The organism is Streptosporangium minutum, from assembly GCF_002149035.1.
In the GTDB taxonomy this organism is placed as follows: Bacteria; Actinomycetota; Actinomycetes; order Streptosporangiales; family Streptosporangiaceae; genus Streptosporangium; species Streptosporangium minutum.
This window is the reverse complement of the sequence record NZ_NGFP01000028.1, coordinates 1-14672: the sequence shown is the minus strand read 5'-3', so window position 1 is coordinate 14672 and position 14672 is coordinate 1. Positions and strand designations below refer to the sequence as shown.

The following is a 14672-nucleotide window of genomic DNA, read 5'->3' as shown; positions in this document are numbered from 1 at the left end:
CGGGAGGTGAGGACGGTCGACATCTCAACTTTCGAGAGAGCGCTCTCTCGAAACTATTGACCCGGCCGTCCCCGCAGGGTCAAGATCTGCGCAACGCGGTCCCGTGAGGCCGCCGTGACCGTTGCCGTGTTTTCGAGAACGGACTGCCGATGACTGGACCCCTCGCGCGATCACGCGCCCGCCGGAGCGCGCTTGCGGCGTTGGCGAGCCTGACTCTCCTGGTCGGAGGCACTGTCGGCGCCCCCGGAGCGGGAGCCGAGACCGCGGGGGGAGCCGCCGCCGCGGAGGCCGCCGGGACAGCGAAGATCACCCGGCAGCCCGGGATCGGCCGGCCGCCCATCGGTCCCGACGGCTGCGCCCGCATCGAAAGGAGCCTGCAAACGCTCTCCGACTGGCCCAAGGTCAAGAGCCGGATCAAGCGGAACCCGGCCGACGAGAAGCGGGTGGCGAAGATACTCGCCGGCATGACCCTCGCCGAGAAGGTCGGGCAGATGACGCAGCCGGAGATCGCCGCGATCACCCCGGCGGAGGTCGGGCAGTACGCCATCGGCTCGGTGCTCAACGGCGGCGGCTCATGGCCCGGCCGTGACAAGCACGCCGCCCCGCGGGCCTGGCTCGACCTCGCCGACGCCTACTGGGAGGCGTCCGTCGGCAGCAGGACGAAGATCCCGGTCATCTGGGGCATCGACGCCGTCCACGGCAACAACAACGTCTACGGCGCGACGGTCTTCCCCCACAACATCGGACTGGGCGCCGCGCACGACCCGTGCCTCGTCCGCGACATCGGATCGGCCACGGCCGAGCAGATCCGCGCGACCGGCCAGGACTGGGCCTTCGCGCCCACGCTCGCCGTCGTCCGGGACGACCGGTGGGGCCGCACCTACGAGGGCTTCTCCGAAGACCCCCGGATCACCCGGGCCTACGGCTACGAGGCGGTCAACGGCCTGCAGGGCAGGCACCCGCGCGGCATCGGCGACAGGGGCGTCATCGCCACCGCCAAGCACTTCATCGGCGACGGCGGCACCCTCAAGGGGGTCGACCAGGGGGTGAACCCCTCCTCCGAGGCCGAGATGATCAACATCCACGGCCAGGGCTACTACGGCGCGCTCGCGGCCGGGGCCCAGACCGTGATGGCCTCCTTCAACAGCTGGACGAACGCCGACCTCGGCATCGACGAGGGCAAGCTGCACGGCAGCAGGCGCGTCCTCGACGACATCCTCAAGCGGAAGATGGGCTTCGACGGCGTCGTCGTCTCCGACTGGAACGGCATCGGCCAGGTCGCCGGCTGCACCAACGCGAGCTGCGCGCGCGCCATCAACGCCGGCCTGGACGTCGTGATGGTGCCCAACGACTGGAAGGCGTTCATCGCCAACACGATCGCGCAGGTCGAAGCCGGTGAGATCCCGATGGCGCGCATCGACGACGCGGTCACGCGGATCCTGCGGGTGAAGCTGCGCGCCGGAGTGCTCAGCGCGCCGAAGCCGTCCGAACGGGCCCTGGCCGGTTCGGCCGGCGCCTTGGAGGCCGGGAAGCTCGCCCGCGAGGCCGTCCGCAGGTCGCAGGTCCTGCTCAAGAACAACGGCAAGGTCCTGCCGCTGGCCAGGAACTCCAAGGTGCTCGTGGTCGGCAAGAGCGCCGACAGCATGCAGAACCAGACCGGTGGCTGGACCCTCACCTGGCAGGGCACCGGCAACACCAACGCTGACTTCCCGGGCGGCACGACGATCCTCGGCGGCCTCCGGCAGGCGCTGGGCGAGGCGAACGTCACCTTCAGCGAGACGGCCGACGGCGCCGACCCCGCGGCGTACGACGCGGTCATCGCGGTGATCGGCGAGACGCCGTACGCCGAGGGGGTCGGCGACCTCGGACGGCGCACGTTGGAGGCGGCCAAGCTCTACCCCGGCGACCTCGCCGTGCTGGACAAGGTCAGCGGCAAGGGCACTCCCGTGGTCACCGTCTACGTCACCGGCCGCCCGCTCTGGGTCAACAAGGAGCTCAACCGCTCCGACGCCTTCGTCGCGGCCTGGCTGCCGGGCACCGAGGGCGGCGGGGTCGCGGACCTGCTCGTCCGGGGCTCGCACCGGGGCGGCGGATACACCGGCAGGCTGTCGTACTCCTGGCCGAAGAGCGCCTGCCAGTCGCCGCTCAACCCGGGCGACGAGGGCTACGACCCGCTCTTCCCGCTGGGCTACGGCCTGCGCGACGGGCAGAGCGGCTCGGTCGGGACGCTCGACGAGACCGCCCCTCCCTTCGGCTGCGGCCAGCCGGGCGGCGGCGGGGAGGCGAGCGAGGACCTGGAGATCTACAACCGGGCGGACGTCCCGCCGTACAAGGGCCTGATCGGCTCCGCCGACAACTGGGGCGGTACCGAGATCGGCGTCGACGGTGAGGCGGCCCACGCCGCGATCAGCGTGGTGCGCTCCGACGTCAACGTTCAGCAGGACGGCCTGAAGGTGACCTGGACCGGCGGCGGACCGGCGCAGTTCTACATGCAGGACCCGGTCAAGGGGACCGATCTGCGGGGCTACCTCAACGCCGACGCGGCCCTGGTCTTCGACACCATCGTCCACCAGGCTCCGGCGTCGAGGACCGTGATCGGCGTCCACTGCGGCTATCCGTGCATGTCGGAGGTGGCGGCGACGTCGCTGTTCCAGGGGCTCACGCCCGGAGCGAAGTCGACGGTCAAGATCCCGATCGCCTGCTTCGCGGCAGCGGGCCTCGACCTGGAGGCGGTCAACACCCCGTTCCTCGTCTACACCGACGGCGCGTTCTCCGCGTCGTTCGCCAACGTCCGGTGGGTGCCGAAGGCGGCCAAGGACGCCGACGCCAGGAGCTGCGACAGCCTGACCTAGCCACGCCGCCTGTGGACGCGGCCTCCCCGGACGGCGTGCGCGACTCCGTGTCCCGCCGCGGCCGGAGGGGGCCCGCGCCGCGTGCCGGCGTCGCCGACATCTCCGGGGGGACCGGTGCTCCGGTCCCCCCGGGGACGTCTCAGCCGAACTCGCCGTCCTTCACGCCGCCGACGAAGGCGTCCCACTCACGTTGGGTGAACGCCAGCGCCGGGCCGTCCGGATCCTTGGAGTCGCGGACGAGGTAGAGCTCATCGGCGTCGGCCTTGTGTCCGGCCAGGGCCGGGTCGCCGGGCACGATCGCCACTTCGACGCAGTCACCTCCGTTGGTGCTGCGACTGCTCTTGCGCCACATGACGCTGGACAGATCCATCGTGGACCCCCGCACTCTCTCTTCCTCTCATTCCTGTGGTTGGTTGGAACAACTCTTCGCCATCTGGGCGATGAAGGTGGCCGACGCCTCCGCGCCGAGAGCCAGTGCCGACAGGCTCCCGAACATGAGGGTGTAGCGGCGCACCTCCTCCGGGTCCTCCGGTACGAGCCCGCTCGCCGCCTGTTCCAGGTAGACGAGGTCGGGATCGCCGGCCTCCGGGAAGCTGAGCAGGCAGAACTTGCCGTCCATCGCGGCGTGCGCCCCGGCGGAGAACGGGATCACCCGGATCTCCACATTGGGCAGCCTGCCGAGATCGAGCAGGTGTTCCAGCTGCTCGCGCATCACTCCCGGGCCGCCGACCTGACGCCGGAGCACTGCCTCGTCGAGCACGGCGACGAGTTGGATCGGGTCACCGGGGCCGTGCAGCAACTGCTGGCGCGAGACGCGCACGGCGACCTTCTCATCGACCGCTGAAGGGGCGTGGGTGAGGGCGGTCGCCTCGATGACGGCACGCGCGTACGGCTCGGTCTGCATCAGGCCGGGGACGACCAGCGGCTCGTACGAGCGCACCACCGACGCCTCCGCCTCCAGCCCGATGTAGGAGTCGAAACCGGGTTTGAGAGCCTGCCGGTGCCGGTGCCACCAGCCCCGCTTGCGGGCGTCCCTGGCCATCTGGATCAGGGAGTCCCGGGCCTCGCCGGTCACGCCGTACACATCGGTGAGGGCCGCCACGTCGGAGGGTTTGGGACGGGTCAGCCCCGTCTCGTATCTCCAGACGGTGGTGTCGGTGGAGCCGATCCGCTCGGCCACCTCCGCCCGCGTCAGCCCGCTGGCCTCCCGAAGGCGGTTCAGTTCCGTCATCAGACGGCGATGGCGGGCCGTGGGACTGCGCCGGGAAGCCATGCACGTACCTCCATCCGGGGGAAGGAAACTGTGGAATTTCAATATGAGCTATTGAAGTCCCTGATAGAACAGTTCACCGTGAGTGAGTGTGCCATCTCGGAGCGCGATGTGCATGTGAATGTGCATGTCGGAGAGTGAGGCCAGCCATGACGCTCGAGCAGCGGACCGTCCCGCCTCGGTCGACCGTCACCCTGCGGGGGGTGCCGGAGTCGGTGTCGACGGCCCGCCACCGGGTCAGGGAGCTCCTCGGGGAGGGGCATCCCGCCTCCGATGACGTCGTCCTGCTGGTGAGCGAGGTGGTGACGAACTCGGTGGTCCACTCGTGCTCAGGCGGCGGCGGGAGGGTGGCGATGACCGTGGCGGTGAGCTCCGGCACCGTGCTGGTGGAGGTCTCCGACGCCGGGTCGGGGCTGTCGGCGCCGCACGTGCGCAACGAGCCGGACGCGGAGAGCGGGCGCGGGATGTTCCTGGTGGACCTGCTCGCCGACCGGTGGGGGATCCGGGACGACGGCGGCGGGCCCAGGACCGTCTGGTTCGAGATCTGCTTCTGACCCGTGCGACTTTCGGCGCTCCGCGCGCGAAAGCCGTACGAGCCCGAAATTTTGGGCCTTTGCCGATCGACATATTTGCCTGACTCTCAGTGCAGACGCGCGACAACCCCCTAGATCGCGCGTCTGAGGAGGGCACAGGTGAGACGCCGTCTTATCGTGGTACTCGCGGTCCTGGCGCTGTTATGCCTCGACATCACCGGGGCGGGAGCATCGGCCGAGCCGCCGCCGAACAGCCAGTACAGGGTGCAGGGCCCCAGCGACTCCCGGCAGCGCAGCGCGGTCGCGGCCACCGGCGCGGCCATCGACCAGGTGGACTCCGCCTCGGTCGTGGTCACCGCGAGTGAGACCGAGGTCGCCGCGATCAAGAAACTGGGCTACACCGTCACGAAGATCCCCCGCCCCTCACCCTCGGACCTGCGGACCTTCGACTTCCCACCGGCCGACTCCGGCTACCACAACTACGCCGAGATGACCGCCGCGATCAACCAGATCGTCGCCGACCACCCCGCGATCGCCCGCAAGACCAGCTACGGCACCTCCTACGAGGGGCGCGACCTGACCGTCATCAAGATCAGCGACAACGTCGGCACGGACGAGAACGAGCCCGAGGTGCTGTTCACCCACCACCAGCACGCCCGGGAGCACCTGACCGTCGAGATGGCGCTCTACATCCTCAACCTGCTCACCGACGGCTACGGCACCGACGACAGGATCACCGGCCTGGTGAACTCGCGCGAGATCTGGATCATGCCGGACCTCAACCCCGACGGCGGCGAGTACGACATCGCCTCCGGCTCCTACCGCTCCTGGCGCAAGAACCGGCAGCCCAACTCCGGCTCGTCCTCCGTGGGCACCGACCTCAACCGCAACTGGGCCTACCAGTGGGGCTGCTGCGGCGGCTCCTCCGGCTCCACCTCCAGCGACACCTACCGGGGCGCGGCCGGCGAGTCGGCGCCCGAGGTCAGGGCGGTCGCCGACTGGGTGCGCGGCCGGGTGGTCGGCGGCGTGCAGCAGATCAAGTCGCACATCGACTGGCACACCTACGGCGAGCTGATCCTGTGGCCCTACGGCTACACCAACAACGACACCGCTCCCGGCCTGACCCAGGACGACCACGACGCGTTCGAGGCCCTGGGCCGGAACATGGCCTCCACCAACGGCTACACCCCCGAGCAGGCCAGCGACCTCTACATCACCGACGGCTCGATCGACGACTGGATGTGGGGCGTCCACAAGATCTTCAGCTACACCTTCGAGATGTATCCGACCGGGTCCCCGGGTTTCTACCCCCCCGACGAGCAGATCGTCCCGCAGACGACCCGCAACCGGGAGGCCGTGCTCCGCTTCCTGGAGTACTCCGACTGCGTCTACCGGATCACCGGCAAGGAGTCGCAGTACTGCGGCACCGGGACCCCGCCGGTGACGGTCTACTCCGACGAGTTCGAGACGGCGACCGGCTGGACCGCCAACCCCGGCGGCACCGACACCGCCACCCTCGGCCGGTGGGAGCGCGGTGACCCCGCGGCCACCACCTCCAGCGGCGCCAAGCAGCTCGGCACCACCGTCAGCGGCAGCAACGACCTGGTCACCGGACCGCTGGCCGGCGCCTCCGCCGGGGATCACGACATCGACGGCGGCACCACGACCATCCAGTCACCGGCCGTCGCCCTGCCGTCGGGCGGGACGCTCAAGCTGAACTTCTCCTGGTACCTGGCACACGGCTCCAACGCCTCCAGCGCCGACTACCTGCGCGTCAAGGTCGTCGGCGCCACCACCACCCAGGTCTTCCAGCAGCTCGGCGCGGCCACCAACCGCAACGGCGCCTGGGCCGCCTCAAGCGTCGACATCTCCTCCTACGCCGGGCAGAGCGTCCGGATCCTCATCGAGGCCGCCGACGCCTCCGGCGCCTCGCTGGTCGAGGCCGGGGTCGACAACGTCAAGATCACTCAACAGCCCTGAGGGCTCCCGGGGCGCTCCCTCCGTTCCCGGAGCGCCCCCTCCGGGCTCCCGCCCGTTCCGTGCTCCCGTCCGTGGAGCACCGGGGCGTCTCTTCCGTGCTCCCGTCCGTGGAGCGCCGGGTGGATCGGCTCGCCGCAGGGCTCAGGCCCGGCAGATCAGCTCGCCGTGGAGCAGCGACAGCCAGCCGTCCCGCTCGGCGGTCCAGGCCCGCCAGCCGTCGGAGATGCGGCGCAGGTCGTCGCCGGTGGCCGCGCCCGAGGCCAGCGCCTGGCGGGCCATGTCGGACTTCAGGATCCGCTCGGCCCACATGCCGCCCCACCAGGCGCGATCCTCCGGCGTCGCGAAACACCAGGTCGAGGAAGTGGCCGTGATGTCGGAGAAACCGGCCTCGCGGGCCCATGACAGCAGTCGCCGCCCGGCGTCCGGCTCGCCGCCGTTGGCCCGGGCCACCCGCTGGTAGAGGTCCATCCACTCGTCCAGCTCGGGCAGCGCGGGGAACCAGGCGAACGCGGCGTAGTCGCTGTCGCGGACCGCGACGATCCCGCCGGGCCTGCAGACCCGCCGCATCTCCCTCAGCGCCTGGACCGGGTCGCCGACGTGCTGCAGCACCTGGTGGGCGTGGACGACGTCGAAGGTGTCGTCGGGGAACTCCAGGGCGTGCGCGTCGGCGACGGCGAACTCGATGGTGGACCGGCCGTGCCGCTCCGCCTCCGCGCGTGCCAGGGCGAGCGCCTCCGCGGTGACCTCGACCGCGGTGGCCGTCCCGGGGGCGATCCGCTCCGCCAGTTCGACGGTGATGGTGCCGGGGCCGCAGCCGACGTCCAGCAGCGACATGCCCGGCCGCAGGTGCGGCAGCAGGTAGGCGGCCGAGTTCTCCACGGTGCGCCACCGGTGGGACCGCAGCACGGACTCGTGGTGTCCGTGGGTGTATACCGCATCCTTCGCCGCCATGGCGCATCGCTCCTTCGTCCGGGTGGGGCGACCGTACCAGGAGTCTCATATATTAAGAGAAATCATCTCATTATTTGGATGGGCTCAGATGGGTGCGCCCAGATGGTCTCGTCCGTGAGGGGCCGCGCCGCAGCACGCGGCCCCTCACGTGTCCTGGCAGGCCTTGCGGCCTTCCAGGGCGGGTGGCGGCCTCGCGCGGCCCCTACGGTCCTCCTCGGGTACGGCGCGCGGGCCGGCGGACGGGTGACGGGGCCGGGGTCCCGTACGGCCGGAAGCCCCGGCCGCGAGAAGATCGGCCCCGTCCGCGACGGCCGCTCCGTCCGTGAGGATCACCTCGGCCGTCACGGAATCTTCTCCACGGAGAGGCATGCCGCGATCGTGATGGGGAGAACCTCCCCCTATGGCAAAGTCAGAGCCGGAAGTCCAGATCCGGGACGATCTCGGCGACATCCATCTGGGCCTTCTGCAGCCTGCCGGAGTAGTCCCAGTTCATCGCCTGCCACCGGGTGAACTGGTCGAGCACCCACATCCCCGACTGGCGGCTGCCGTTGCCGGACTTGCCGTTCCCGCCGAAGGGCAGGTGGGCCTCCGCGCCGGAGGTGGAGTTGTTGACGCTGACCATGCCCGCGCCGATGCCCGCGCGGAACCGGAAGGCCGACTTGGGATCGGTGGTGTAGATGGAGGAGGAGAGCCCGTAACCGGGCCGGTTGGCCAGCTCGACGGCCTCCTCCAGCGTCGAGAAGGTGGTCACGCCCACGATCGGGCCGAAGGTCTCCTCCAGGAACAGCCGGTCGCCGGGGCGCACGCCGTCGACGATCACCGGGTGGTAGTAGAGCCCCCCGTCGCCGGAGAAGTCCCCGCGGGGGTTGTCGCCGGTGATCCGGCCGGCCGGGCCGGAGACGACGGTGTGGTGCGGCTGGATCCAGCTCAGATACTCCTCGTAGCGGGAGGCGAACCTGTGGTCGAGCAGCGGCCCGCACAGCACGTCCCCCGCCGGGTCGCCGATCGTCGCGGCCGCCACGGCGCGCGTGTAGCGGCCGAGGAACTCGGCGTGGACGCTCTCGTGCACGATCACCGTGCCGAGCGAGGTGCAGCGCTGCCCCGCCGTGCCGAACCCCGCGAACAGCGCGCCCTCCACCGCCAGGTCCAGGTCGGCGTCCGGCATGACCACCATCGGGTTCTTGCCGCCCAGCTCCAGGCAGGGCGACTGCAGGTGCCGCCCGCACAGCTCGCCGATCCGCCGGCCGACCTCGGTCGAACCGGTGAACCCGACCTTGTGCACCGTTCCCTCGGCCAGCGCCGTCTCCAGGCCTTCGGACGTCGCGGGGCCGTCGGCGAGCACGAGGTTCAGCACGCCCTCGGGCAGTCCCGCCGCCGCGAACAGCCGGTAGAGCGCGTGCGCCGAGGCCGCGGCGTACTCCGCGGGCTTCCAGACGACGGCGTTGCCCGACAGCAGCGCCGGAACGAGATACCAGGACGGCACCGCGACCGGGAAGTTGCCCGCCGTGATCACCGCGGCCACCCCGACCGGGACCCGGAAGGTGAACAGGTTCTTGTCCGGCATCTCCGAGGGCACCGTCTGCCCGTAGAGCCGCCGGCCCTCGCCGAGGAAGAAGTCGCAGGTGTCGACGATCTCCCGGACCTCCCCCAGGGCCTCGGCGTAGGGTTTGCCGATCTCGCGGGTGACCAGGCGGGCCAGCGACTCGGCGTTGGCCTCGACCAGCCGCCCGATCGAGGCGATCACCCGGCCCCGGACGGGCGCGGGCACCCGGGCCCATTCCCTCTGCGCCTCGGCCGCCGTACGGCACGCGGAGGAGAACGTCTCCGCGTCGGCCAGCCGGACCTGTGCGACCACCTCGTCCACGCGGGCCGGATTGATCGAGTCGTAGGCCGTGCCGTTGGGGGCTTGCTTTCCGCCGATGACGGAGACGATCTCGTGGGTCACCGTTGACCTCCTCGTATGTCCTGTAATCGCATTCTCTCCACATACGGGGAGGTCGTCACGCCAAGCGGTCAGAGCATGCGGAAGTCAGCGAAGTCGAACCCCGGGGAGACGACGCAGCTCACCAGCACGCCCTCGTCCCCGGCGGGCCGGGCGGCCTGCCAGATCCCGCCGGGCACCAGGGCCTGAGGGACCTGCCCCTCCTCGACCAGCGGGCCGAGGGTCACGGTGCTCACCGGCTGGCCGTCGTGCCCGCCGAGGATCAGGGTCAGCGGGCCGCCCCGGTGCCAGAGCCACACCTCGTCGGAGCGGACCACGTGCGGGCGCGACTCCTCTCCCGGCTCCAGCAGGAAGTAGATCCCGGTGGCGGTGGCGCGGGGCCCCTCGTACCCCGGAGGGGTCAGGGCGACGGCGCTCTTCCAGGTCTCCCGGAACCAGCCGCCCTCGGGGTGCGGCAGCAGGTCCAGCGTCTCGGCGAGCGGGGGGCGGGAAGGAGTCGTCATCCAACCGATCTTAGGGAGTCGCCCGCCCGAGTCGCCCGCCGGACACACCCGCCGCGCGACCGCCTCCCGGCGGGCGGCTCGCGGCGGTCGCCGTACGACTTGTGGCCGGCTTGCGGCCTGCGGCGGCCATGGGGGGACGGTCGCAGGACGGCCGTGATCGGTGGGGCGCGGCGGCCGTCTCGGCCGGGTACGGCGGACGCCTCCCGGCGGGGCCGGTTTTGTCGGCGGGGTTGGCTACGGTTCGGACCGTGATCGAACGGTGGAACCGGGATCAGGTGCTCGCGCTCGCGCCCGACGCCTCGTCCCGGAAAGCGGCCCAAGGGGTCTCCTCACCCGGCAAGTGGTCGGGGACCGGAGTCACGGCGGATGCGCTGTGGGGCGAGTGCAAGGGCAGTGGTTCCAAGCCCTATCGGGCGTGTGTGGACCTGTCCGAGCCCGCCTACCGGTGCAGTTGCCCCAGCCGGAAGTTTCCCTGCAAACACGCGCTCGGCCTGCTGCTGCTGTGGTCGGCCGACGGTGTCCCCGCCGCCGCCGAGCCCGCCGACTGGGTGGCGGAATGGCTCGACCAGCGGCGCGACCGCGCCGCCAGGGCGGTCACCCGTACGGCGGCCGCAGCCGGCACGGCGGGCGCGGCGGAGACCGGCCCGTCCGGCGACCCCCGCCGGGCCGAGCAGCGCGAGCAGCGCGTGGCCGCCGGCCTGTCGGAGCTGGAGCGCTGGCTCGCCGACCAGATCAGGCAGGGCATCGCCGGATCCCGGCGCCACGACCACTGGGACGACCTCGCCAGGCGCCTGATCGACGCGCAGGCCCCGGGCGTCGCCAGCAGCGTCTCCCGGCTGAACGCCGTCCTGGCGACCGACGACTGGCCCGCCCGCCTTCTGGGCGAATACGCCCTGCTGCACCTGCTGGCGGTGGCCCACCGCCGCCTCCCCGAGGTCGTGCGGGCGGCCGAGGCCGGCGCGGACGCCCGGCCGGAGGCCGCACCGCCGCGCCCCCCGGCCGCCGGGCTCCTGCGACGGGTCCGCGAGCGGGTCGGTTTCCCGGTCACCAGGGAGGAGGTGCTCGCCGGGGAGACGGTCAGGGACGTGTGGGACGTGCTCGGGTTCCGCGACGAGGAGCAGGACCGGCTGACCGCGCGCCGGGTCTGGCTGCGCGGCAGGGACACGGGCCGGGCTGCGCTGGTGCTCTCCTTCGCCCCGCCCGGCCAGGCACTCGACGCCTCGCTCGTCACCGGCACCGCCATCGACGCCGACCTGGCGTTCTATCCGGGCTCGTCGCCGCTGCGGGCCCTGGTCGCCACCCGCCACGACGGCGTCCCCGCCGGCCCCCCGCCCGGATCGACCCTGGAACAGGCGCTGGAGGAGGTGGCCGGAGCGCTGGCGGGAGACCCCTGGCTGGACTCCTGGCCTGTCGTGGTCGCCTCGGTGACCCCGGCGGGGAGCCCCTCCTGGCAGCTCGCCGGCCCCTCCGGGGGGCTCGCGCTGCACCCGTCCGCCGGCACTCCCTGGCGGTTGATCGCGGCCTCCGGCGGCCATCCGCTGACCGTCGCCGCCGAATGGACTCCCAGGGGCCTGCGGCCCCTCACGACCTGGGACGAGGAGGGCCGGGTGATCGTCCTGTGAACGCCTCGACCGAATGGGAGGACCTGGTCTCCACCGCGCTCGTCGGCACCGACCGCCGTCCCCTCCCCGGGCAGCCGGCCGGCGAGATCGAGCTTCTCGAACGCGCCGCCGTGCACACGCTGCGGATGCGGGCCGGTCGCCGGCCGGCCGGCGGCGAGCCGCTGAGCGTCGCGCCCCCCGAGGAGCAGCCCGCGGTCTCGCGCGCGGCGGCCGACCGGCTCGCCCGGATCCTCGGCGGCGAGCGGCCGAGGCTGCTCGCCGAATGGCTGGAGACCGCGGCCGGCCGCGGCTACCGGATCTCACCTCACCTGCTGCCCGAGCTTCTCGACCAGGGGGCCAGGGACCGGTCGATCCGCCCGCACCTCGGCGTCCTCGCCGGAAACCGGGGCCGCTGGCTGGCCGGGCTCAACCCGGCGTGGAGCTTCCTGCTGGAGGAGGTCACCGCAGCCGCCCCGGCCGGGGCCGGCGACACCCGGGAGGTCTGGGAGCTGGGGACCTCCGGCGACCGCCGTGCCCATCTGGCCGCGCTGCGGGCGGTGGCCCCGGCGGAGGCCAGGCGGCTGCTCGCGGCGACCTGGGAGAAGGAGACCCCTGACGACAGGGCGTCCTTCCTGGAGGTTCTCGCCGACCGGCTCTCCTCCGACGACGAGCCGTTCCTGGAGGCCGCTCTCGACGACCGCCGCCGCGAGGTCCGCCACCAGGCCGCCGACCTGCTGACCCGCCTGCCGGACTCGCGACTGGCCCTGCGGATGGCCGGGCGGGTCGCCCGCTGTCTCTCCGTCGAGAACGGCGAGATCCAGGTCACCCCGCCCGCCGCCTGCGACGCCGCGATGGAGCGCGACGGCGTCCGGGCCAAGCCGCCCAGGGGGACGGGCGAGCGGAGCTGGTGGCTGCAGCAGGCCGTCGCGCGCACCCCGCTCGGGTTCTGGCCCCGCCTGCTCGGCCACTCGCCCGGCGAGCTCGTCCGGATGAAGATCGTCGACTGGGGTCGCGAGGTCATGGCGGGATGGGTCAGGGCCACCGTGCTCCAGGGCGACCCCGAGTGGGCCAGGGAGCTGTTCGCCTGGGATCCGCTCGCCGATCTGCTGGCCGCGCTGCCCCCCGCCGAGCAGGAGAGCGTCGCCGCCGACTTCGTCCGGCGGCACGGCCTGGACGGCCAGCTCATCATGGTCCTCGGCGGCGCCTCCGCGCCCTGGGGGCCGGGCCTGGCCGGGGCCGTGCTGCAGAAGATCATCGAGGTCTCCGGCACCCAGCCCTGGAACCTCGGCGAGCTGACCAAGCTCGCCGGCGAACGCATCGACCCCGCCCTGTACGGCGTGGCCGAACGGCTCTCGCTCGAACCGCCCATCCAGGAGGTCGCCGCCCTCCTGCGTTTCCGTGACGACATGTTGAAGGAGCTTCTGTGACAACGGTTCTGCGGGCCCACGCCGAAGACCAGTACGCCGAGGAGCTGGCGATCCTGGCCAAGGACGACGACCGGGTCCGGCCGCCGGGCTGGAAACTCTCCCCCTGGGCGGTGACCGCCTACATCCTGGGCGACGGCGACCGGATCACCCCGAAGTACATCGGGCCCCGCCGCATCGTGGAGGTGGCCGTGGCAACCCTCGCCACCGACCGCGCGCTGCTGCTGCTCGGCGTGCCGGGCACGGCCAAGACCTGGCTGTCGGAGCACCTGGCCGCCGCGATCAGCGGCGACTCCACCCTGCTCGTGCAGGGGACGGCGGGCACCGCCGAGGAGGCCATCCGCTACGGCTGGAACTACGCCCGGCTGCTGTCGGAGGGGCCGTCCAGGCAGGCGCTCACGCCCAGCCCGGTGATGCGCGCGATGGCCGAGGGGCGGATCGCCCGGGTGGAGGAGCTGACCCGCATGCCCTCCGACGTCCAGGACGCGCTGATCACGGTGCTGTCGGAGAAGACGCTGCCGATCCCCGAGCTCAACGAGGAGGTCCAGGCCTCGCGCGGCTTCAACATCATCGCCACCGCCAACGACCGTGACCGGGGCGTCAACGACCTGTCCAGTGCCCTGCGCCGCAGGTTCAACACCGTCGTGCTGCCGGTCCCCGCCACCGCCGAGGAGGAGGTCGACATCGTCTCCCGCCGTGTCGACCAGCTCGGCCGCTCCCTGGAGCTGCCCCAGACCATGACCGGCCTGGAGGAGATCCGCCGCGTGGTCACGGTCTTCCGCGAGCTGCGCACCGGTGTCACCGAGGACGGCCGGACCAAGGTCAAGTCTCCCAGCGGGACCCTCAGCACGGCCGAGGCCATCTCGGTCCTCACCAACGGCATCGCCCTGGCCGCCCATTTCGGCGACGGCGTGCTCCGCCCCTCCGACGTGGCCGCCGGCATCGTCGGCGCCGTGATCCAGGATCCGGTCTCCGACCGCGTCGTCTGGCGGGAATACCTCGAGACCGTCGTCCGCGAGCGCCAGGACTGGCGCGACTTCTACCGGGCCTGCCGTGACGCGGGCTGAGGCGCGGGCCGCCGGAGCGGGACCGTCCCGTCTCACAGTGACCGCACCACGTGACGCCCGTCGTGGCCCGTCCCCGGACGCGCGGGTAGGTCGCCCGGTGGCCGGAGGCCGCCCATGAGCGTCTCCGTGCTGGGGGTCCGGCACCACGGACCGGGATCGGCGCGCTCCCTCAGAGACGAGCTGGAGCGCCTCAAGCCGGACATCGTGCTCATCGAGGGGCCGCCCGAGGCCGACGGGCTGGTCGAGCTGGCCAAGGACCCCGGTCTCGAACCCCCGGTGGCGCTGCTGGCACACGTGCCGGGGGAGCCGTCCAAGGCCGCCTTCTGGCCGTTCGCGGTCTTCTCACCGGAGTGGCAGGCGATCCGCCACGCGGTGGAGGCGGGCATCCCGGTCAGGTTCTGCGACCTGCCCGCCGCCCACAGCCTCGCCTCCGAGCGGGAGGAGCCCGCCGGGCCGGAGGAGGCGCACGACGGCGCTCCGGGGGATGCGGACCGGGGCGCGGAGCCGCAGGAGCGCCGCCCGGAGGACGGGGCGGGGCCGGAGCAGCAG

12 protein-coding genes are annotated in these 14672 nt (G+C 72.1%); 7 read left to right on the top strand and 5 right to left on the bottom strand.

Annotation, left to right across the window (positions count from 1 at the left end; genetic code table 11):
* Positions 1–200: 200 nt before the first annotated feature.
* Positions 201–2852, top strand: coding sequence for a glycoside hydrolase family 3 protein (locus CA984_RS08945; RefSeq protein ID WP_242675825.1), 2652 nt, complete (start codon positions 201–203; stop codon positions 2850–2852).
* Positions 2853–2991: 139 nt separating this feature from the next.
* Here the strand turns inward: CA984_RS08945 and CA984_RS08940 are convergent, their stop codons facing one another.
* Positions 2992–3222 (bottom strand): DUF397 domain-containing protein, encoded by a 231-nt coding sequence (locus CA984_RS08940; RefSeq protein WP_012892930.1) that lies wholly within the window; start codon positions 3220–3222, stop codon positions 2992–2994.
* A gap of 27 nt (positions 3223–3249) precedes the next feature.
* Positions 3250–4083: a helix-turn-helix domain-containing protein gene (locus tag CA984_RS08935; protein ID WP_242675824.1), complete on the bottom strand. Its 834-nt coding sequence runs from the start codon at positions 4081–4083 to the stop codon at positions 3250–3252.
* Between the two features lie 188 nt (positions 4084–4271).
* On the opposite strand from CA984_RS08935, the gene CA984_RS08930 reads away from it, so the two are divergent.
* Positions 4272–4676 (top strand): ATP-binding protein, encoded by a 405-nt coding sequence (locus tag CA984_RS08930; protein WP_086570155.1) that lies wholly within the window; start codon positions 4272–4274, stop codon positions 4674–4676.
* A gap of 138 nt (positions 4677–4814) precedes the next feature.
* The gene (locus CA984_RS08925) at positions 4815–6635 is read left to right on the top strand and encodes a M14 family metallopeptidase (RefSeq protein ID WP_086570153.1); all 1821 of its coding nucleotides are present in this window, start codon (positions 4815–4817) and stop codon (positions 6633–6635) included.
* Between the two features lie 141 nt (positions 6636–6776).
* Here the strand turns inward: CA984_RS08925 and CA984_RS08920 are convergent, their stop codons facing one another.
* The 3 genes from CA984_RS08920 to CA984_RS08910 form a co-directional block, all read right to left on the bottom strand.
* A complete protein-coding gene (locus tag CA984_RS08920; RefSeq protein ID WP_086570151.1) occupies positions 6777–7586 on the bottom strand; it encodes a class I SAM-dependent methyltransferase in 810 nt (269 codons plus the stop codon).
* Between the two features lie 409 nt (positions 7587–7995).
* Positions 7996–9531, bottom strand: coding sequence for an aldehyde dehydrogenase family protein (locus tag CA984_RS08915; RefSeq protein WP_086570149.1), 1536 nt, complete (start codon positions 9529–9531; stop codon positions 7996–7998).
* Positions 9532–9599: 68 nt separating this feature from the next.
* Positions 9600–10031: a cupin domain-containing protein gene (locus CA984_RS08910; RefSeq protein ID WP_086570147.1), complete on the bottom strand. Its 432-nt coding sequence runs from the start codon at positions 10029–10031 to the stop codon at positions 9600–9602.
* A gap of 248 nt (positions 10032–10279) precedes the next feature.
* On the opposite strand from CA984_RS08910, the gene CA984_RS08905 reads away from it, so the two are divergent.
* From CA984_RS08905 to CA984_RS08890, 4 genes are all read left to right on the top strand, one after another.
* The gene (locus CA984_RS08905; RefSeq protein WP_086570145.1) at positions 10280–11653 is read left to right on the top strand and encodes an SWIM zinc finger family protein; all 1374 of its coding nucleotides are present in this window, start codon (positions 10280–10282) and stop codon (positions 11651–11653) included.
* Positions 11650–13059: a DUF5691 domain-containing protein gene (locus CA984_RS08900; protein WP_086570143.1), complete on the top strand. Its 1410-nt coding sequence runs from the start codon at positions 11650–11652 to the stop codon at positions 13057–13059. Before CA984_RS08905 ends, CA984_RS08900 begins: the two co-directional genes overlap by 4 nt.
* Positions 13056–14123, top strand: coding sequence for an ATP-binding protein (locus CA984_RS08895; protein WP_031171235.1), 1068 nt, complete (start codon positions 13056–13058; stop codon positions 14121–14123). The genes CA984_RS08900 and CA984_RS08895 overlap by 4 nt, the downstream gene beginning before the upstream one ends.
* Positions 14124–14237: 114 nt before the next feature.
* Positions 14238–14672, top strand: a 435-nt coding sequence (locus tag CA984_RS08890) for a DUF5682 family protein (RefSeq protein ID WP_242675823.1), incomplete at its 3' end; no start/stop codon positions are given.